Origin of the sequence: Aeromonas sp. Prich7-2, from assembly GCF_017939255.1 — a bacterium.
GTDB classification, from domain to species: domain Bacteria; phylum Pseudomonadota; class Gammaproteobacteria; order Enterobacterales; family Aeromonadaceae; genus Aeromonas; species Aeromonas caviae.
Map to the genome: position 1 here is coordinate 69,779 of NZ_JAGKRI010000373.1, position 18,364 is coordinate 88,142.

Consider the following 18,364-nt stretch of genomic DNA (forward strand, 5'->3'; position numbering starts at 1 on the left):
CCCGGTTTGATGAGGAGCCAGTGAAAGAAAAATGGTGCAATCCATTTGCCTGGGGGTGGCGCCTGGTGTCATTCTTTGGGAATCGATTGGGTACTTTTGGAAGGCGCAGAGATAGTTGCTGGTTGCAAACGACTGCGACTTTGGTCTGAAGGTGCATTCTGTTGTTTGCATATGAGTCAGCAGAGTGAGATGAATAAATAAACCGTATGACAGGGAGGTGCGTGATGGGCAAGTGGCTTGGCAAGGTGTTGCTGATATCTGGATGGCTCGTGTCGGGTATGGTGTTGGCGGAGGAGCCCTTCTTCAGAATTGCGGGGGCGGGGTGCTGCAATGGCAAGGGGGAGGTGGTGCTGACCCGTACCGAGTTTGAGGCCTTGCCGCAGACGGAAGTTAAGACGGGGACGCCCTGGACCGAGGGGGAGCACCTCTATCGCGGGGTGTTGCTGCGGGACCTGGTCAGGATCTACGGTCTCAAGAGCCAGGAGGTCAAGGCCCTCGCGGTCAATGAATACTGGGCCGCACTGCCGCTGGAAGACGGGGAGAAGTACCCGGTGCTGGTGGCCGAGAAGCAGGATGGCAAGGCTCTGACCCTGCGCAACAAGGGGCCGCTCTGGGTCATTTATCCCCTCACCGACCATCCCGAACTCAACAAGGAGCTCTATCACAGCCGGATGGTGTGGCAGCTGACGGCGCTGGAGAGCAAATAAGATGCTGCGCGGCAAGTTCTTGAGCCTGATCCTGATGGTGACCACCTTTTTGGGGGTGACCCTCTGGTCGGTCTGGAACTATGACCGCGCGTTCAATGCGGTGACGCGTTACACCCAGCTCTCCGCCTGGGCATTGGCCCAGCTCGAGTTGGAGATCCACGCCTTCGAAGAGGGTTTGAAGCTCTATCGTGCCGGTGCCGCCAGCCGGGAGGAGATGAACAAGCGCTTTGACATTGCCTGGAACCGGCTCGATGTCTTCCTGCACGGGGAGGAGGCAAAGTCGGTCAGGGTCCGATACGGCGCGGACCAGGCAGTCGGCAAGATCCTCGCCCTCTTCGAACGCTATGAGCAGGATGTGGTGCAAGGGGAGCCGGATTCCCCCGCACTCAAGATGTTCACGGCCGCACTCGATGACGAGATGCGCGGGGTGCGGGACGTGATGGTGAAAAACTTCACCGGGCCTTCTGCCATCGCCCAGCGCGAGCTGCTCAACGAGTCGAGAACCCAGAACTTCTTCATCCTGGGATTTCTGATGCTGGCAACCATGGTGATGTTGATGGTGCTGTTTCGCGAAGTGCGCCGCCAGCATTTTCTGGCGTGGAACGATCCCCTCACCCGTCTCCCCAACCGGGCGGCGCTCATCAAGCACCTCCAGCAGTGGACCAGCCATCCCGGTCGGCGCAGCAGCATCACCGTCTGTCTCATGGATCTGGGGCATTTCAGGGAGGTCAATGACAGTCTGGGTTACGAAGTGGGGGACGCCTTGCTCAAACGGCTTGCGGCGCGGATCCGCGCCGCCTCTGGCCAGGGGATCTTCGCTGCCCGAACCGGCAGTGACGAGTTCACCCTCATCATCACCGGCACCATGCCCACCTATCTGCGCTTCCCGTTTCTGGAGCAACTGCGCAGCGAGCTGGCGGATCTGGTGTTTGCCGCCGATCCGGCGCACCGGGTGCGGGTCTTCATGGGCACCAGCCAGTACGTGAAACCGGATCATTCACCGGAAGAGATGCTGCTGTTTGCCGATATCGCCCTCGACAGCGCCAAGCGCAAGCGGCTGAATCGCAATGTGCTCTTCTCCAGCAGCATGTATCAGCACTATCAGCGCAAACGCCGGCTGTCGACCGAGCTGCGGGAGCTTATCCACTGCCCGCAATGCCCGCAACTGGCCCTTTACTATCAGCCCATCGTGCGCGGCCAGAGTGTGGTGAGGCTGCGGGCCGAGGCGCTGATCCGCTGGCATCATCCGGAATATGGCTTTATTGCCCCCCTCGACATCATCTCGCTGGCAGAAGAGAACGGGTTGGGCGAGGCGCTCGGGGGCTGGATCATCCGGCGCATGCAGCTCGATCTGTCCGGCTTCCCGGAGGAGGTGCTAGCACCGCTCGAGATCTCCATCAACCTCTCCAACTCCATGTTCAACATGGGGTTGGCCAGGGAGATTGAAGAGAAGATGGAAGATGGGCCATTGGGGCTGCACCAGTTGATAGTGGAGCTGACCGAAACCATCGCCCTCGATGACATCGCCCTCAGCAAGCAGATCATCCACTCCCTGCGCCAGATAGGGGTACGGGTGGCCCTCGATGACTTCGGAACCGGCTGGTCCTCGTTCTCTTACCTGCGTGAACTCTATTTCGACAAGCTCAAGATAGACAGATCCTTTATCACCGCGATTGACAGTGACACCCGGCAGGCGCTCTTCGTCGAAACCATCACCACCCTCTCTCATCAGTTGGGGGTGCGCGTCGTGGCGGAAGGGGTGGAAAACAGCGATGAGCTCAAGGCGGTGCTCACCATAGGGGTGGATGAGATCCAGGGTTATTTCTACTCGCGTCCCTTGCCGCTGCCGGAGTTCATGCAGTTCTGTCACCGCTATTTCGCCCACAGCGCCGCCATTCAGGAAGTGGCACTGGGGTAGCCTTGGAGCAATCGAGCCCCTGTAGCCTTGTCTTCGAGTCCCTCTGTTCGATTGTTCCTGGTTGATATTTCATCCCGACACCTTTCTCCCATGGCAGGACCGCCCTTGACGCGGTTTTCTTGTGCCTCCTGCCAGAACGAGGGTGCGAGAGGGCAGGCCCGGTGCTACCTTGTGCCACGAACAGTGCCACGAACAGTGCCACGAACAGTGCCACAGGGCAGAGGAGCCATAAATGGATCGCTTGGGGGTGATGGAGGTGTTCGTGCTGGCGGTGGAGACCGGCTCGTTTTCGGCGGTGGCCCGCCGACTGGGGATGGGGCAACCCACGGTTTCCAGATTGATTGCCCAGCTTGAGGCGCACCTTGGCAGTCGCCTGTTGCTGCGTTCGACCCGGGGGCTGGCGCCCACCGAGGCCGGAGAGGCCTACTATCTGCGGGCGAGAGAGATCCTGGCCCAGGTCAACGAGGCCGATGCCATGGTGCAGCAATGCCGGGCGGGCCTGAGCGGGCGTCTGCGGGTGAGCGCTCCCGTCACCTTCGCCCGCCTGCATATCATTCCCCATCTTGCCGGTTTTCTGGCGGCTCACCCGGGACTGGATCTGGAGATCCTGCTGGATGACGGCAATGTGGATCTCATTTCGGCGGGCATCGAGGTGGCTCTGCGGATCGGCAAACAGGCTGACTCGTCGCTGGTCGCCCGCTGCCTCGCCCGAAGCGACGTGCGGGTGTTGGCGACGCCGGCCTATCTGGCCGCCAAAGGAGAGCCTGAGACCCCTCAGGCTCTGCAACAGCATGATCTGGTGCTTTACAGTCCACGGCCCGGAGTGGGGCAGCAGTGGCGATTTCGCCGCGGCGTCGAAGAGAAAGTGGTTTCCGGAGAAGGCAGGCTGACGGTCTCGGCGGCCGAAGGCATGCGCGCCGCCGTGCTGGCAGGACTGGGGCTTGGTATCGCCTCGGAGTGGATGTTTGCCCCCGAGCTTGCCCGCGGCGAGGTGGTGGCGGTGCTGCCCGAGTGGCAACTGCCCATGCAGGAGCTCTGGACCCTGCTCCCGGCAGGTCGCCAGCCCGGTGCCAAGGCGAGTGCCTTTCTGGCATTCGTGACCGGCCTGCCCGGCGTGGGGCATGCACCAGCGGAATAACTGTTATGGTCCCCACCGCTCTACTGGTGGCGACGCTCCCCGGGTAGGCTGTGCGCATGGGGCCCGTGTCCTGGCGGGAGCCCTTCTACCACGAGGAGAAGATCATGAGTACATCGCCTTCTGCCGGAGGGGCCGCAACCCCCGGCCCCTCCCTGCTCTTCGCCATGGCCCTGTCATGCGGCCTGGCAGTTGCCAACATCTACTACAACCAGCCCATGCTGGCGGTGATGGCGCAGGACTTTCCCGGGCACTCGGGCATGCCATTGATCGCCATGCTGACCCAGCTCGGCTATGCCATGGGTCTGCTTTTGCTGGTGCCGCTTGGCGATGTGGTCGAGCGCCGCTGGCTCATTCCGGGGCAGTTTGCACTGATCGCGCTGGCTTCCCTGCTGGCGGCCACGGCCACGAGTGCCACCACCTTGATGCTGGCCTCCGTCCTGCTCGGCATCGGGGCCACGGCGGCCCAGCAGATAGTTCCGGTGGCGGCGACCCTGGCAGATCCCGCCCGCCGGGGTGCCGTGGTCGGCAGCGTGATGAGCGGCCTGCTGACCGGAATACTGCTCAGCCGCACCGTCGCTGGCCTGGTCACCGCTTATGGCAGTTGGCGCACCATGTTCTGGCTGGCCATTCCCCTGGCCCTGTCGGGGGCTCTGCTGATGGCCAGGATGATACCGTCCGGATTGCCGCGCTCTCCCCTCGGTTATGGCCGTCTGCTTCACTCTCTGGTCGGTCTGTGGCGCGAGGAGCCCGCCCTGCGCCGCGCGACCCTGACCCAGGCCTTGCTGTTTGCCTCCTTCAGCGCCTTCTGGACCGTGCTGGCGTTCTACCTGGCCGAACCTGCCTATGGGTTGGGGGCCGACATGGCGGGTCTGTTCGGGGTCATCGGGGTGGCTGGGGTGGTGGCGGCCCCTTTGGCAGGCCGGATGGCGGATCGGTTGGGGGCCAGACCAGTGGTATTGGCCGGTGCCGTGCTGGTGGTGCTTGCCTGGATCTGCTTCGAGCTGTGGCTCTCTCTGGCCGGGCTGGCGTGCGGGGTCATCTTGCTGGATCTCGGAGTGCAGAGCGCACTCATCGCCCATCAGCAGCGCATCTATGGTCTGAGACCTGAGGCCAGGGGGCGCATCAATACCCTCTTCATGACCGGCATGTTCCTGGGGGGAACCCTCGGCTCCAGCCTGGGGATGCTGGTCTGGCAACAGGGACACTGGCTCGGGGTGGGAGCAGCCGGCATGGGGTTGGCCCTGGTGGCCTGTCTCTGCGCCCTGGCCGGCAGGCGGGGGCTGCAACCGGCCATCTGAGGCATGTGCAAGACAAGAAAGGCGACTCCGGGGTCGCCTTTTGTCTGTCTGCTTGGGATGGTCTCAGAGCACCATGGCGGCAATCCAGCCGAAGATCACCAGGGGGATGTTGTAGTGGATGAAGGTTGGCACCACGCTGTCCCAGATGTGGTCGTGCTGACCGTCCGCATTGAGGCCCGATGTGGGGCCGAGCGTCGAGTCGGAGGCGGGGGAGCCCGCGTCCCCCAGCGCGCCCGCGGTGCCCACCAGGGCGATGGTCGCCATGGGCGAGAAGCCGAGGTGGATGCACAGGGGCACATAGATGGTGGCGATGATGGGCACGGTGGAGAAGGAGGAGCCGATCCCCATGGTGATGAGCAGGCCCACCAGCAGCATCAGGAAGGCCGCCAATCCCTTGTGACCTGCCATCATGCTGGAGACGGACTGCACCAGACTCTCCACCCCGTGGGTCTCCTTCATGACGGCGGCGAAGCCTGCGGCCGAGATCATGATAAAGCCGATGAGGGACATCATGCGCACACCCTGGGTGAAGGCATCCTGGCTCTCGCGGAATTTGATGACGCCGCCGCAGGTGAAGATGATGAAGCCTGCGAGCGCCCCCAGCACGATGCTGTTGGTCATCAGTTGCAGACCGAGTGCCACGGCGATGGCCAGCAGGGCGACCCAGATGTGGTTGAGATTGAGCTCGACCGTCTCGGGTTCGGCGGCCAGGATCTTCTCCAGATCATACTGACGCGGCTTGCGGTAGCTGAAGAAGACGGCGATGAGCAGGCCGAGGAACATGCCAAATACCGGGATGGCCATCGCCAGGGGCAACTGGCTGAATTCCACCGGTACGCCGTTGTCGACGAGATTCTTGGCCAGGATGTTGTTCAGGAAGATGCCGCCAAAGCCCACCGGCAGCAGCATGTAGGTAGCGGTCAGGCCGAAGGTGATGACGCAGGCCACCTGACGGCGGTCGATCTGCATCTGGGCCATGACATGCAGCAGCGGCGGGATCAGGATGGGAATGAAGGCGATGTGCACCGGGATCAGGTTCTGGGAGGAGATGGAGACCGCGAGCACCGAGGTGAGCAGCAGGCTCTTGACCCAGAGAATGCGGGTGCTGCTGGCATCCTTGCCGAGCTGGTTGATGACCTTGCGGGCCAGCAGATCGGTGATGCCGGAGCGGGAGATGGCCACCGCGAACGCCCCCAGCATAGCGTAGGAGAGGGCGATTTCTGCACCGCCGCCCAGGCCGCCGGTGAAGGTGCTGAGGGTCTGCTCGAGGGAGAGTCCGCCGAGCAGGCCACCCACGATGGCACCGATGGCGAGGGAGACCACCACATTGATCCGCAGCAGGCTGAGCACCAGCATCAGCGCCACCGCGATAACAACAGGATTCATTTGATTTCCTTATGGATTGTGTTGCTGTCAGTCGTGTGAAAGCCAGCTAGTCTGCGAAAAACAGGCTAAATGTCGAGAAAAAAATCGGCGGATCCCGGCCAAGGGACGCATCTTCTGCTGGCGGTGAACGGGAACCGGGAAAATGGCCCTTCTTCGTTGCCCAGACAGGTCCCCTCATGCAGACAGGCTGCCATGGGCAGCCTGTCTGGGCAGGGGCTGGGAGTGTTCAGCCCTCGTCTTCGGTGTCCGTCGTTTCATCCGGGTTGGCCAGAGGCCAGCCTCCCAGGCTCTTCCAGCGATTGACGATGTGGCAGAAGAGCTCTGTGGTGCGCTCGGTGTCGTAGAGGGCCGAGTGGGCCTCTTTGTTGTCAAAGGGGATATTGGCGCTCTGACAGGCCTTGGCCAGCACCGTCTGCCCCAGGGCAAGACCCGAGAGGGCGGCGGTGTCGAAGGTGGCGAAGGGGTGGAACGGATTGCGCTTGAGGCCGGCCCGCTCGGCGGCGGCCATCACGAAGCCGTGGTCGAAGGTGGCGTTGTGGGCCACTATGATGGCGCGACCACAATCCTGCTCCTTCATGCCCTTGCGCACCCCCTTGAAGATCTCGGTGAGTGCTTCCTTCTCGTCCACCGCGCCCCGCAGCGGGTTGAAGGGGTCGATGCCGGTGAACTCCAGCGCCGCTTTCTCCAGATTGGCGCCCTCAAAAGGCTGGACATGAAAATGGAAGATCTGGTCAGGGACGAGCCAGCCCTGCTCATCCATCTTGAGGGTGTGGGCGGCTATTTCCAGCAGGGCATCGGTCTTGGCATTGAATCCGGCGGTTTCAACATCGATGACGACGGGGTAAAAGCCGCGAAAACGGCCCTTGAGGGTGTGAACGGCGTCGGTCATGGTATCTCGGTCGGCGTGAAAGGAGGCGGCATTATGGCAAAAAAGCGTGCCCTTGTCCCTTATCTGCCGCCATGGGACGGCAAGAGGGCCATTTTGAAACACCTGTGCTTATAATGGGCGACGTCAACCATGGAGGGAGAGGACGATGAAGAAGCTGGGATTGGCACACAAGATGATGTTGGTGGTCTGTCTACCGCTGTTGGCCCTGCTGTTTTTCTCAGGCCGGTACGTCTATGAACGTTATCGGGTCGAACAGGAGATGAGCGGCGCCCTGGTCGCGCTGGCGGTGGTGAAGGAGGCGGCGCAGCTGGCCCATGAGCTTCAACGGGAGCGCGGCATGTCGGCCGGCTTCCTCGGCTCTGGCGGCAACAAGTTTCGCGATGCGCTGCCTGCCCAGCGCAAGGTGGTGGACAGCCTGTTGCAGCGTTTTCATCAGGATCCTGCCTTGCTGGCGCTGACGGAGGTGCAGCAGGGAGTGGCGGGACTCACCGCCATGCGTGAGCGGGTCAGCGCCCTGGGGGTCGAGGTGGCGGAACAGGTCGGCTTCTATACCCGCCTCGTGACCGCCTTGCTGGCGGTGGTGGACAAGATAAGCGTCGACAGCATGGATGCCACCATCGCCCTGCAGACCAATGCCTACGCCGCCTTCCTGCAGAGCAAGGAGCGTGCGGGGCTGGAGCGGGCGACGCTCAGCAACGTCTTTGGCCGTGACAGCTTCACGCCAGCGCTGTTGCAGCAGTTCATCTCCCTGCTGGCGGCCCAGAATACCTATCTCGAACGTTTCCAGGCGGTGGCGAGTCCAGCACAGCGTCAGTTGCTGAACGACAGCTTCGCCTCACCCGTGGTGGCCAAGGTGGCCGCCATGGAGAAACTGGCCCTGGACAAGGCGGCAAGCGGCGGTTTTGGTGTCGATGCGGAGGCCTGGTTTGCCTTGAGTACCGACAAGATAGGCCTGCTCAAGGAGATAGAAGACAGCCTCTATCAGCAGCTCTTCGAGCGGGTTGAACAGATGCGGGTCGGGAGTGCCAGTGACTTCTGGTGGGGGGCGGCTGGCGTGTTGCTGTGCATCGTCCTGACCACCTTCGTCTGCTGGCGGGTGGTGCGGGATCTGCATCTGGGCTTCATGGCCCTGCACCAGACCTTCAAGCGCCTGGTGCAGGAGAACGACCTGACCGTGCGGGTCGACTGGCGATCCGGGGATGAGCTGGGGGCCCTGGCGCGGGATCTGAACCATTTCCTCGGGCATCTGGAAAGTTTGCTGCTGGCTGTGCGCCACTCCTGTGATGTGCTGATACGCAGCGCCGCCAGCTCGGCCGAGGTCATTGCCGAGGTGAATGCCGGCGTAGTCAGGGGATGCGGGCAGGTGGATCTGGTGGCGACTGCCGCCACCGAGATGGCATCGACTGTCGCGGAGATTGCCCGCAACGCAACCCAGACCTCCCAGGCGACTCAGCAGGCCATCGGCCGGGCGAAGCAGGGTGACAAGGAGGTGGATCAGACCATCCACACCATCCAGCAGGTGGCGGGCACGCTGGTGGATACCCGGCACCTGGTGGACAGCCTGCATCGGGATACCGAGTCGGTGGGGGAGGCCTTGAGCCTCATCAAGCAGATCTCGGACAGAACCAACCTGCTGGCCCTCAATGCCGCCATCGAGGCGGCCCGTGCCGGTGAATCCGGGCGCGGCTTTGCAGTGGTGGCCGACGAGGTGAGAGCGCTTGCCTCCCGTACCCAGCAGGCGACGGATGACATAGAGCGGATGCTGGGCCGCTTGCGCCAGGGGGCCAACGAGGCGGTGGCTGCCATGCACACGGGCACCGAACAGGCCGGCCTTAGCGTGACGGAGGCCAAACGGGCGGGGAGCGAGCTGACCGACATCGTCAACGAGGTGCGCAAGGTGAGCGACATGACGGCCCAGGTGGCCACCGCCACCGAGGAGCAGCGTTACGTGACCGACGACATCCAGCAAAACGTGATGACCATCCGTGACGTGTATGAGGCCCATCGCCAGCACTCCCATACCCTGCAACAACACAGTGCCGAACTGGATGCCCTGGCCCGGGATCTGGCGGGACGCATCGCCAGCTTCAAGCTGATGGCCCCTTCTTCCCCCCACTGAGCGTTTTGACCTAAAGCTTGTCCTGCCGCTGCCGATAGATAATTCGAGATAGTGTGGAGGACAAGCCGTTGAATGCTTGGGTGTTGGGGTTGATCAGCATATCAGTGAGTATGCAGTTGCAGGCGGGCGTGACCGAATTTGGCGCCGGTCTGGATCAATCCGTCTGGCGCCTGACCTCTGATACCCAGGTGGAGTGCAGGCTGGAGCATCCTATTCCCCGCTGGGGAACCGGGGCCTTTGTCAGCCGGGCCGGGCGCAAGATCAATCTGGATTTCGAGCTCAAGGGGCAGCGACCCCAGGCGCGTACCCAGACAGTGAGCCTCGGGATCATGCCCCCCAGCTGGCGTCCCGGGGTGGCCGGGCGTCAGATCAGCCAGTTGCAGTTCTATCAGCAGTTTGACGGCCTGGTGGCGGGGCAGACCGCTTGGACCATGCTGGACGAGCTGGAAGGAGGGCGTATGCCGACTTTCCAGTATCGCGACTGGTATCGTCAGGACAGGCCGGTGCGGGTATCGCTCTCGTCGGTCAATTTCAGGGTCAAGTACCAGGCGTTCATGGACTGCCTGAGTGGCTTGCTGCCCTACAGCTTCAACGACATCGCCTTCAGCGTGCTCTCCTATGACAAGAACAGCGATCAGTTGTCACCGGCCTCCAAGCGGCGGCTGGCGATGATCGGTGATTATGTGAAGGCAGACAAGAGCATCGATGTGGTGGTGATCGACGCCTACAGCGACAGCTATGGCGGCCGCTGGCCAAACCAGAAGCTCTCCGAGAAGCGGGCGGATGCCATCAAGCAGGTGTTTGTGGATCTCGGCATCGAGGAGGGCAAGATCTCGGTGGAAGGGCACGGTGAGAAACAGCACGTGGCCTCCAACGAAACGGAAGCTGGCCGAGCCAAGAACCGCCGGGTGGTGATCAACATGGGACGCAACGGCACTATCTGATCCCGCTGAGTCATCGAGAGGGGCGGGATTTTCGCTGTAGTCAGGAATAAAAAATGCCAGTCGGCGAACCGACTGGCATTTTTTTCACGGGTATCCGGGATTACTTGGCCAGGGATTCCGGCAGGTTTTCACGGATCTTGCCGAGCATCTCTTTCAGCACGCGGGGGTTGGCCACCACGATGTTGCCGGAGTTTTCGTAGTTGTGACCACCGACGAAGTCGGTGACGATGGCGCCGGCTTCTTTGGCCAGCAGCTCACCGGCGGCGGTGTCCCAGGGTTTCAGGCCGATTTCCCAGAAACCGTCGACGCGGCCAGCGGCCACATAGGCGAGATCCAGCGCGGCGGAGCCAGCACGGCGGATATCGGCACACTCGATGAACATGCTCTGGAACATCTTCAGGTAGGGTTCGATGTGGTGCTTCTGCTTGAACGGGAACCCGGTGGCCAAGATAGTGCCGGAGAGCTCTTTGGCCTTGCCGACACGGATGCGGTAGCCGTTCAGCTGGGCGCCGCTGCCGCGGGTGGCAGTGAACAGCTCGTCACGGATGGGATCGTAGACAACGGCTTGTTCGGTCTTGCCCTTGACGCGCAGAGCGATGGAAACGGCAAAGTGCGGAATGCCTTTGACCAGGTTGGTCGTGCCATCCAGTGGGTCGATGATCCATTGGTAGTCCGGATTGGTACCGGCAATCTCGCCAGACTCTTCAGCAACGATGCTGTGTTCCGGGTAAGATTTTTTGATGGTGTGAATGATGGCCGCTTCGGCGTCACGGTCAACGTTGGTCACGAAGTCATTGCTGCCTTTCTGGATAACCTCGATGTTCTCGGGTTGAGAAAAGGCTTTTACTACTACTTGACCGGCGTTGCGCGCAGCGCGCACGGCGATATTCAGCATCGGATGCATAGGTTCACCACTGGATGTTAAAGAACGGGGGATAAAAGGACGCGATATCTTACCAAGATATTCGGGAATAGCAACTGCTATGCCCTCATTCGGTCAGGGTGGTGACTGACAGATCTGACGGCTCCAATAAAGACCTGTAATCAACTAGTCTTATCGCGACAGCCGGATAACAGGCTGTGGTGAGCATAGGGATATGAGCCATGAATCTGTCATTAGTCAGTCAGAAACCGTCGTCGCCGACGACTCTGGGTGTGTTGGCCGCACTGCGTGCCGCCAGCGAAGAGAGCGATTATGTCACCGAGGTCCGGGTGGCGCAGCCCCAGCAGTGGCAACCGTCGAAGGACGAAGCGGCGATCCTGCTGCTGGAAGAAGAGGGGGCTGCCTGGCCTGTTCCGCTCTGGCCAGCAGGAGGCAGTACACTGGGATTGCCGGTGCTTCCCCTGTTGGTGCATCGACAGTATGAACATACTCCACAGGGGCCGGATGTCCGGGATCCGCATTTTTATTTCGTTTCCAACGGTATTCTGCTGGATGAGGCCGAACTGGCGGATCCTGCCTGCAGCCTGGTGCTGCAAAGCAAGTTTGAATCCTATTTCCCGCTGCTTTCCCGTCTTATCTTGCTGCGCCAGCGCCAACCAGGGGTACTGAGCAGCTAATCATCTCCCCCTCGATGCGGGCTGTTCAAGGGGCACAATATTTGTCATAACTGACCGACATTGTGCCGCTTTGCTATGGCCTGCGCAGCGGCTCACTGTGTGTTCGTCGACGGAGGTGACATGAAGGTTTATGAGTTGAGACGAGCCCCCAATGCCCGTCGGGTCAGAATGTTTCTGGCGGAGAAGGGGATCGAGATGGAATATCAACAGGTCGATCTGGGGGCGGGGGAAAACCTGGCGCCCGCCTTTTTTTTGACCAAGAACCCGACCGGGCGCATTCCTGTGCTGGAACTCGATGACGGAACCTGTCTGAGTGAAACCCTGGCCATCTACCGCTATTTTGAAGAGCTCCACCCCGAGCCGAACCTGTTTGGCAGCACTGCGCTGGAGCGCGCCACCATAGAGATGTGGAGTCGCTTCATCGAGTTCAACCTCTGGCTGCCGACCGGTATGGCGTTTCGTCATATCACCGGTTTTTACAAAGACCGGGAGCGGGTCTTCCCCGAATGGGGGGAGGAGTGCAAGCAACAGGCTCAGATCTGGTTTGACAAGCTTGATGCCCGTCTTGCCGAGGTGCCCTATATTGCGGGGGAACGCTTCACCATCGCCGACATTCTTGCCCTCTGTACCATTGATTTTGGCAAGGTGGTCGGCCTGCGTATCACCCCCGAACAGCCCCATTTGCAGGACTGGCATGAACGGGTGAGTGCCCGGTCCAGCGCCCAGGCCTGATCCTTTCCCCTGAACGTTCAAGGAGTCCAAGATGATAGAGTTGTACACTGCCGCCACGCCCAACGGGTTCAAGGTGTCGATCGCCCTCGAAGAGCTGGGGCTGCCCTACAAGGTCATTCCCCTTGATTTCGCGACCATGGAGCAGAAGAAGCCCGAGTTCCTGGCCATCAACCCCAATGGCCGCATCCCGGCCATCGTCGATCGGGACAACGGTGACTTCGCGGTGTTCGAGTCCGGCGCCATCCTTATCTATCTGGCGGAAAAAACCGGCAAGTTGCTGCCGCAGGATCCCAAGCGCCGCTCCCAGGCGATCCAGTGGCTGATGTTCCAGATGGGGGGCGTCGGTCCCATGATGGGGCAGGCCAACGTCTTCTATCGCTATTTCCCCGAGAAGATCCCGGCCGCCATCGAGCGTTACCAGAAGGAGGGGCGACGCCTGTTCGAGGTGCTCGACGGTCATCTGGCACACCATGAGTATCTGGCGGACGAGTACAGCATCGCCGATATCGCTACCTGGCCCTGGGTGCGCATCCACGACTGGAGTGGTATCTCCATCGAGGGGTTGGTGCATTTGCAGGCCTGGATGGCACGCATGGAAGCCAGGCCCGCCTGCCAGAAGGGCATCACCATTCCACCGCGCAATGAGAGCCCCGAGGATCAGGTCAAGCGGGCGCAGCAGATGGTGACTCGCTGACACCATCATGATGGCCCTGACGGGCCATCTTTTTTATTCCCCTTTGACTCCCCGTTGTTTGACGATCTGCATCGCAGTCGCTTTTTGTCTTTCAAATAAGCCATTTATCAAAAATCAAAAGTCATTTTTCCTGATTAATTGTTATGTTATAACGCCATTTCTTTGGTTGATGAACATGAAGCTTGGATGGAAAGGATGACAAAAAAATGCACCGCAGCCGGGTGGTTCGCCCTGGCTCTGATGGCAGGAACGACTGCAGCCGACGGCAAACCGCTTGCCATGGTGGGGCCCTGGGAGATCCACAGTGTCGACCCCGCCAGCAACGGGGTCTTCTTTACTCGCATGCAGGTGGCGGAGACCCTGGTGGATGTCGATGGGAAAGGCAATCTGCAACCCGGGCTTGCCAGTGAGTGGTCGCGTAGCGATGACGGTCTGCAGTGGCGATTCACGTTGCGTCCCGGGGCCCGTTTTCACGATGGCAGCGAGGTGAGCGCCGAGCAGGCCGCTTTTGCCCTGCAACAGGCCTGGCGCAAGCCCGGCGTGATGACCAGCGCTCCCATTGCGTCCATCGGATCTGGAGATGGCGTCTTGAAGGTCACCCTGAGCGAACCCTTCGCCTCCCTGCCGGCCGTGCTGGCCCACCCCAGCACCCAGATCCTGGCGAAGGCCGCCTACGATGCCAAGGGGGAGGTAACCCAGGTGATAGGCTCTGGCCCCTACCGCATCACCCGCCTGCAACAACCCCAGCGGATAGAGACTGTGCGTTTCGACGGCTGGCAGGGGGCCAGGCCCGCAATCGAGGAGGTCAGCTACCTGACGGTGGGGCGTGCAGAGAGCCGCACCCTGATGGCCGAGAGCGGTCAGGCCGATATTGCCTGGGGGCTGGATCCGGTCAGCATCCGCCGCTTGCAGCAGGCGTCACGGGTCTCCATCGCCTCGGTTACCCTGCCACGGACCATCCAGCTCAAGCTCAATGGCGCCGATCCTCGTCTGAGCGATCCGGTGGTGCGCCGTGCCCTGAGTCTCGCCATCGATCGTCGTGGTATGGCAGCCGCCCTGCTGCGGGATCCCGAGATGGCGGCAACCCAGCTCTTTCCCCCCACTCTGGGGGAGTGGCACCAGCTCGGGTTGACGCCGCTTGCCTATGACGTCAAGGCGGCCCGGGCGGCCTTCGCGGCGGCAGGCTGGCAGCCGGGAGAGGACGGTGTGCTGCGCAAGGGGGAAGAGCGCTTCGCCTTGACCTTGCGTACCTTCCCTGACCGTCCGGAGCTGCCGCTCCTCGCCACGGCACTGCAGGCGCAGTGGAAGGCGGTGGGGGTGGATCTCAAGGTGGCGGTGGGCAACTCGAGCGAGATCCCGGCGGGCCATCAGGACGGCTCGCTCCAGCTTGGTCTCTACGCCCGCAATTATGCCCTGGTACCGGATCCCCTGGTCACTTTGCTGGGGGACTTGGCCCCTGCCGGTGCGGACTGGGGGGTGATGAACTGGCACTCCCCGGCCATGACGCAAACACTGACCCGCCTTGCCACGCAAGCCTTGTCGCCCACAGACGCCGCCGCGGCTCGCCGGGAGATAGCCACGACACTGCAACAGGAGTTGCCGCTCCTGCCCATCGCCTGGTACCGCCAGAGCGCGGCGGTCAGTCGGGGGCTGGAGGGGTTTGAACTCGATCCCCAGGAGCGCAGCTATGGCCTGGACAAGTTGACATGGAGCGCACGATGACAGCGACCCCCTTGTCTCGCGTCATGGGGATACTGGGTCAGCGTCTGATGCAGGCGCTGGTGGTTGCCCTGCTGGTGGCCGGACTCTGTTTTCTGATGGTGCAGTCCCTGCCCGGAGACATCGCCTTTCGCATCGCGGCGGGTCGTTATGGCTATGACTATGTCACCGCCGAGGCGGCCAACGCGGTGCGCAGCGAGCTGGGGCTGGCCGGCTCGGCCCTTGCCCGTTTTGGCGACTGGCTGTGGGCCTTGCTGCAAGGGGATCTCGGCAGCTCCCTGGTGACGGGCGCACCGGTCGCCACCGACGTGGGTCATCACCTGGGCGCCACCCTGACGCTCGCGAGCGCCTCCGTGGTGCTGGCGCTGGTGGTGGCGCTGCCGCTTGGCAGCCTGAGTGCGCTGCGCCCGGGGGGATGGTGTGATCGCCTGACCCTGGGCTGGAGCGTGCTGATGCGTGCGTTGCCCCCCTTCTTGCTCGGCCTGGTGCTCATGGTGATGCTCTCGGTGGAGCTGGGCTGGGTCAGTGCGGCAGGGCACGGGGAGGCGAGCAACCTGCTGCTGCCCGCCCTGACCCTGGGATTGGGGCTCTCCGGCGTGCTCTCTCGGGTGGTGCGTGAAAGCGTGCTCACCGTGGTGCAGTCCGGTTATTACCGATTTGCCCTCACCAAGGGGCTTTCGCCGGCCCGGGTTTTCTGGCGCCACGGTCTGCGCAACACCGGGGTCAGCATCATCGCCTACACCAGCGTGCAGCTGGTGCTGCTCATCGAGGGGGTCGTGGTGGTCGAGAGCCTGTTTGCCTGGCCCGGGATCGGCCATGCGCTGGTGCACGCCATCTTCTGGCGCGACATCCCCATGGTTCAGGGGACTGTGCTGGTGCTGGCGGTGCTCTTCGTGCTGCTCAATACCCTCACCGATCTGCTTTGTCTTGCCATTGACCCCCGTGGTCCCAAGGAGTTCTGATCATGTCGTTGTCTGTCAAAACGGGGCTGGGCCTGCTCCTGCTGGTGGTGTTGTTTGCCCTGCTGGGCCCCGTGCTCTGGCCCGATCCGGCGGCTCAGGATCTGGCACAGTTTCTGGCTGATCCCTCCTGGCAGGAGCCCCTCGGGCGGGATCAGATGGGGCGTAGCCTGATGGCGCGCCTCGCGGCGGCGACCCGGCTCTCCCTGCTGCTGGGACTGCTGTGCGTCATCACGGCGGCGCTGCTGGGCTCATTGCTGGGCTGGCTCTCGGCCTGGCGCGGCGGCTGGGTCGACGGTCTGCTGCGCAGTCTGGCCGACGGCGTGCTGGCCCTGCCAGGCCTGTTGCTGGTGCTGCTCTTCTCCGCCATGGCCCAGGGGGGCTTTGCCATCCTCTATCTCGGGTTGGCCATGGCCCAGTGGGTGGAGTATTACCGGGTGGTGCGTGCCCGCAGCCGGGGGCTGCTCGCCTCGCCCCAGGTGGAGGCGTCCCGTCTGCTGGGATTCGGCCATGCCCATGTGGTGCGGCGCCATCTCTGGCCCGAGCTCGCCCCCCAGTTGCTCACCATGATGGCCTTCGGCCTAGCGGGTGCCATTCTAACCCTCTCTACCCTGGGCTTTGTCGGAGTGGGCATTCAGCCGCCCACGCCGGAGCTGGGGCTGATGATGACGGAGGCACTGCCCCACTATCAGGAGGCTCCCCGTCTGCTACTGGCCCCCATTCTTGTCATGGGGCTGATGTTGCTGGCTCTGGTGCTGCTTCATCAGACGCGCGGCTTTGACATGCCATCTTCACAAGGAGCCACCTCATGACGGCCATTCATATCAAGGGGTTGCAGGTCGATGATGGCCAGAAAACCCTGTTGCAGGCGCTGGATTTCACCATTCATCCCGGCACCGCCCTGACCCTGATCGGGGAGAGCGGTTCGGGCAAATCCCTGTTGGCTCATGCCCTGATGGGGACCTTGCCAGCCCCCCTGACAGGCCGGGGCGAGATGGTGTCGGGTGGCCGCCATCACAACCTGGCCGACACGCCTCGCCTGCGCACTCTCTGGGGGCGGGAGCTGGCGATGCTGCCCCAGGAGCCGGTGCTGGCGCTGGATCCCACCATGGGGTTGCTTGCTCAGGTGGAGGAGGGGTGGCTGCCAGGGGGTAAGGAGGCCCGATCGCGGGCCCGCGCCGCCCTCGAGCGGCTTGGACTGGCCGGGCGGGAGGGCGCTTTTGTACACCAACTCTCGGGAGGCATGGCCCAGCGCGCGGCCTTTGCCGCCGCCACCCTGGGGGAGGCCCGTCTGCTGGTGGCCGACGAGCCCACCAAGGGGCTCGACAGCCAGGCCGCAGCCAGGCTGGGTGCCTTGTTGCTGGGCTACCTGGCCCGTGGACGCCATCTGCTGACCATCACCCATGATCTCTCCCTGGCTCGCGCATTGGGGGGCTGGGTGCTGGTGGTCAAGGGAGGAGAGATCGTGGAGCAGGGGCCCGCCGAGCGTGTGCTGCACACGCCATCCCATGCCTATACCCGGGCCCTGCTGGCGGCGGAGCCCTCCGCCTGGCCCGAGGCGACCATCCCTCCCACCGGTGACTGGCTCATCCGCGGGAAGGGGCTTGCCATGGGATATGGGGATCAACCCCTGTTCACGGGGCTCGACCTTGCCCTGGCGCAAGGGGAGCGAATGGCCATCATGGCGCCGAGCGGCGCGGGCAAGAGCACCCTCGGCAACGTGCTGCTGGGTCTGCAACGCCCCCTGCAAGGGGAGGTGCTGCGCCGGGAAGGGATAGCCCCCTGCCGCTGGCAGAAGCTCTATCAGGATCCGGTGCTGGCCTTTGCCAGCCGAGTGCGCCTCGCCACCCAGTTCGATGATGTGCTGCGTCTGCACAGGCTGCCTCGCCATCGGCTTGTCGACTATCTGGCCCGGTTGGGGCTGGATGAACGGCTGCTGACGCGCCTGCCAAACCAGGTCTCGGGAGGGGAGCTGCAGCGGCTGTCGCTTATCCGGGCCCTGTTGCTGCGCCCCGTGCTGCTGTTCGCCGATGAGCCCACGTCCCGGCTCGATCCCCTGAGCCAGCAACAGACCATCGCCTGTCTGCTGGAGGAACTGGGAGAGATAGGCTGCGCCCTGCTGCTGGTGACCCATGACGAGGGGCTGGCCGGCAAGGTTGCTCCTCGTTGTCTGAGACTGGGGGAGGCGGGTACCCCCATGTTCGAAGGCGCGTCGGCCGAGGTGAGAAGAGTGGGATAAAGAGGGGACAGGATGAATCCTTCCCCCATGATGAGATGACAGTGACGGGGCCTTGGGCCCCG

16 protein-coding genes are annotated in these 18,364 nt (G+C 62.6%); 13 read left to right on the forward strand and 3 right to left on the reverse strand.

Annotated features, from left to right (window positions below):
• The first annotated feature begins 224 nt into the window (after nucleotides 1-224).
• From J9892_RS24185 to J9892_RS24200, 4 genes are all read left to right on the forward strand, one after another.
• Complete coding sequence (locus J9892_RS24185) at nucleotides 225-707, forward strand: molybdopterin-binding oxidoreductase (RefSeq protein WP_010675103.1); 483 nt, start codon at nucleotides 225-227, stop codon at nucleotides 705-707.
• A gap of 1 nt (nucleotide 708) precedes the next feature.
• Nucleotides 709-2,625 carry a bifunctional diguanylate cyclase/phosphodiesterase gene (locus J9892_RS24190; protein ID WP_210539178.1) on the forward strand — a complete coding sequence of 639 codons (1,917 nt, stop codon included), beginning with the start codon at nucleotides 709-711 and terminating at the stop codon, nucleotides 2,623-2,625.
• A 232-nt stretch (nucleotides 2,626-2,857) separates the two neighbouring features.
• Nucleotides 2,858-3,763, forward strand: coding sequence for a LysR family transcriptional regulator (locus J9892_RS24195; protein ID WP_210539179.1), 906 nt, complete (start codon nucleotides 2,858-2,860; stop codon nucleotides 3,761-3,763).
• A 104-nt stretch (nucleotides 3,764-3,867) separates the two neighbouring features.
• A complete protein-coding gene (locus J9892_RS24200) occupies nucleotides 3,868-5,061 on the forward strand; it encodes an MFS transporter (protein WP_210539180.1) in 1,194 nt (397 codons plus the stop codon).
• A 63-nt stretch (nucleotides 5,062-5,124) separates the two neighbouring features.
• Here the strand turns inward: J9892_RS24200 and J9892_RS24205 are convergent, their stop codons facing one another.
• Both J9892_RS24205 and rnt read right to left on the reverse strand, forming a co-directional pair.
• Entirely contained in the window at nucleotides 5,125-6,447 is a 1,323-nt protein-coding gene (locus tag J9892_RS24205) for a Na+/H+ antiporter family protein (RefSeq protein ID WP_039038758.1), read from the reverse strand.
• Between the two features lie 226 nt (nucleotides 6,448-6,673).
• A complete protein-coding gene (gene rnt / locus J9892_RS24210; RefSeq protein ID WP_010675098.1) occupies nucleotides 6,674-7,336 on the reverse strand; it encodes a ribonuclease T in 663 nt (220 codons plus the stop codon).
• Between the two features lie 145 nt (nucleotides 7,337-7,481).
• Between rnt and J9892_RS24215 the strand changes: the two genes are divergently transcribed.
• The gene (locus tag J9892_RS24215; protein ID WP_210539181.1) at nucleotides 7,482-9,455 is read left to right on the forward strand and encodes a methyl-accepting chemotaxis protein; all 1,974 of its coding nucleotides are present in this window, start codon (nucleotides 7,482-7,484) and stop codon (nucleotides 9,453-9,455) included.
• Nucleotides 9,456-9,523: 68 nt separating this feature from the next.
• Nucleotides 9,524-10,399 carry an OmpA family protein gene (locus J9892_RS24220; RefSeq protein ID WP_039038755.1) on the forward strand — a complete coding sequence of 292 codons (876 nt, stop codon included), beginning with the start codon at nucleotides 9,524-9,526 and terminating at the stop codon, nucleotides 10,397-10,399.
• 100 nt (nucleotides 10,400-10,499) lie between these two features.
• On the opposite strand, the gene suhB is transcribed toward J9892_RS24220, so the two are convergent.
• A complete protein-coding gene (gene suhB, locus J9892_RS24225; RefSeq protein WP_039038754.1) occupies nucleotides 10,500-11,303 on the reverse strand; it encodes an inositol-1-monophosphatase in 804 nt (267 codons plus the stop codon).
• Between the two features lie 200 nt (nucleotides 11,304-11,503).
• Here suhB and J9892_RS24230 point away from each other — a divergent pair, with 200 nt between their 5' ends.
• From J9892_RS24230 to J9892_RS24260, 7 genes are all read left to right on the forward strand, one after another.
• Nucleotides 11,504-11,959 (forward strand): hypothetical protein, encoded by a 456-nt coding sequence (locus J9892_RS24230; RefSeq protein ID WP_210539182.1) that lies wholly within the window; start codon nucleotides 11,504-11,506, stop codon nucleotides 11,957-11,959.
• Nucleotides 11,960-12,079: 120 nt separating this feature from the next.
• Nucleotides 12,080-12,691 carry a glutathione S-transferase family protein gene (locus J9892_RS24235; protein WP_210539183.1) on the forward strand — a complete coding sequence of 204 codons (612 nt, stop codon included), beginning with the start codon at nucleotides 12,080-12,082 and terminating at the stop codon, nucleotides 12,689-12,691.
• A gap of 31 nt (nucleotides 12,692-12,722) precedes the next feature.
• The gene (locus J9892_RS24240) at nucleotides 12,723-13,385 is read left to right on the forward strand and encodes a glutathione S-transferase N-terminal domain-containing protein (RefSeq protein WP_039038751.1); all 663 of its coding nucleotides are present in this window, start codon (nucleotides 12,723-12,725) and stop codon (nucleotides 13,383-13,385) included.
• A 195-nt stretch (nucleotides 13,386-13,580) separates the two neighbouring features.
• On the forward strand, nucleotides 13,581-15,107 hold the full coding sequence (locus J9892_RS24245) for an ABC transporter substrate-binding protein (RefSeq protein ID WP_042882954.1): 1,527 nt from the start codon (nucleotides 13,581-13,583) through the stop codon (nucleotides 15,105-15,107).
• Nucleotides 15,104-16,066 carry an ABC transporter permease gene (locus J9892_RS24250; protein WP_180911004.1) on the forward strand — a complete coding sequence of 321 codons (963 nt, stop codon included), beginning with the start codon at nucleotides 15,104-15,106 and terminating at the stop codon, nucleotides 16,064-16,066. The genes J9892_RS24245 and J9892_RS24250 overlap by 4 nt, the downstream gene beginning before the upstream one ends.
• Before the next feature lie 2 nt (nucleotides 16,067-16,068).
• Nucleotides 16,069-16,875, forward strand: a complete 807-nt coding sequence (locus J9892_RS24255) for an ABC transporter permease (RefSeq protein ID WP_069651411.1) — start codon at nucleotides 16,069-16,071, stop codon at nucleotides 16,873-16,875.
• Complete coding sequence (locus J9892_RS24260; RefSeq protein WP_210539184.1) at nucleotides 16,872-18,302, forward strand: ATP-binding cassette domain-containing protein; 1,431 nt, start codon at nucleotides 16,872-16,874, stop codon at nucleotides 18,300-18,302. Before J9892_RS24255 ends, J9892_RS24260 begins: the two co-directional genes overlap by 4 nt.
• Nucleotides 18,303-18,364 lie beyond the last annotated feature (62 nt).

What these genes read in the sequence shown, in the direction of transcription:
- J9892_RS24185 (WP_010675103.1), top strand. Translation starts at nt 225, where the DNA reads ATGGGCAAGTGGCTTGGCAAGGTGTTGCTGATATCTGGATGGCTCGTG.
- J9892_RS24190 (WP_210539178.1), top strand. Translation starts at nt 709, where the DNA reads ATGCTGCGCGGCAAGTTCTTGAGCCTGATCCTGATGGTGACCACCTTT.
- J9892_RS24195 (WP_210539179.1), top strand. Translation starts at nt 2,858, where the DNA reads ATGGATCGCTTGGGGGTGATGGAGGTGTTCGTGCTGGCGGTGGAGACC.
- J9892_RS24200 (WP_210539180.1), top strand. Translation starts at nt 3,868, where the DNA reads ATGAGTACATCGCCTTCTGCCGGAGGGGCCGCAACCCCCGGCCCCTCC.
- J9892_RS24205 (WP_039038758.1), bottom strand. Translation starts at nt 6,447, where the DNA reads ATGAATCCTGTTGTTATCGCGGTGGCGCTGATGCTGGTGCTCAGCCTG.
- rnt (WP_010675098.1), bottom strand. Translation starts at nt 7,336, where the DNA reads ATGACCGACGCCGTTCACACCCTCAAGGGCCGTTTTCGCGGCTTTTAC.
- J9892_RS24215 (WP_210539181.1), top strand. Translation starts at nt 7,482, where the DNA reads ATGAAGAAGCTGGGATTGGCACACAAGATGATGTTGGTGGTCTGTCTA.
- suhB (WP_039038754.1), bottom strand. Translation starts at nt 11,303, where the DNA reads ATGCATCCGATGCTGAATATCGCCGTGCGCGCTGCGCGCAACGCCGGT.
- J9892_RS24230 (WP_210539182.1), top strand. Translation starts at nt 11,504, where the DNA reads ATGAATCTGTCATTAGTCAGTCAGAAACCGTCGTCGCCGACGACTCTG.
- J9892_RS24235 (WP_210539183.1), top strand. Translation starts at nt 12,080, where the DNA reads ATGAAGGTTTATGAGTTGAGACGAGCCCCCAATGCCCGTCGGGTCAGA.
- J9892_RS24240 (WP_039038751.1), top strand. Translation starts at nt 12,723, where the DNA reads ATGATAGAGTTGTACACTGCCGCCACGCCCAACGGGTTCAAGGTGTCG.
- J9892_RS24245 (WP_042882954.1), top strand. Translation starts at nt 13,581, where the DNA reads ATGACAAAAAAATGCACCGCAGCCGGGTGGTTCGCCCTGGCTCTGATG.
- J9892_RS24250 (WP_180911004.1), top strand. Translation starts at nt 15,104, where the DNA reads ATGACAGCGACCCCCTTGTCTCGCGTCATGGGGATACTGGGTCAGCGT.
- J9892_RS24255 (WP_069651411.1), top strand. Translation starts at nt 16,069, where the DNA reads ATGTCGTTGTCTGTCAAAACGGGGCTGGGCCTGCTCCTGCTGGTGGTG.
- J9892_RS24260 (WP_210539184.1), top strand. Translation starts at nt 16,872, where the DNA reads ATGACGGCCATTCATATCAAGGGGTTGCAGGTCGATGATGGCCAGAAA.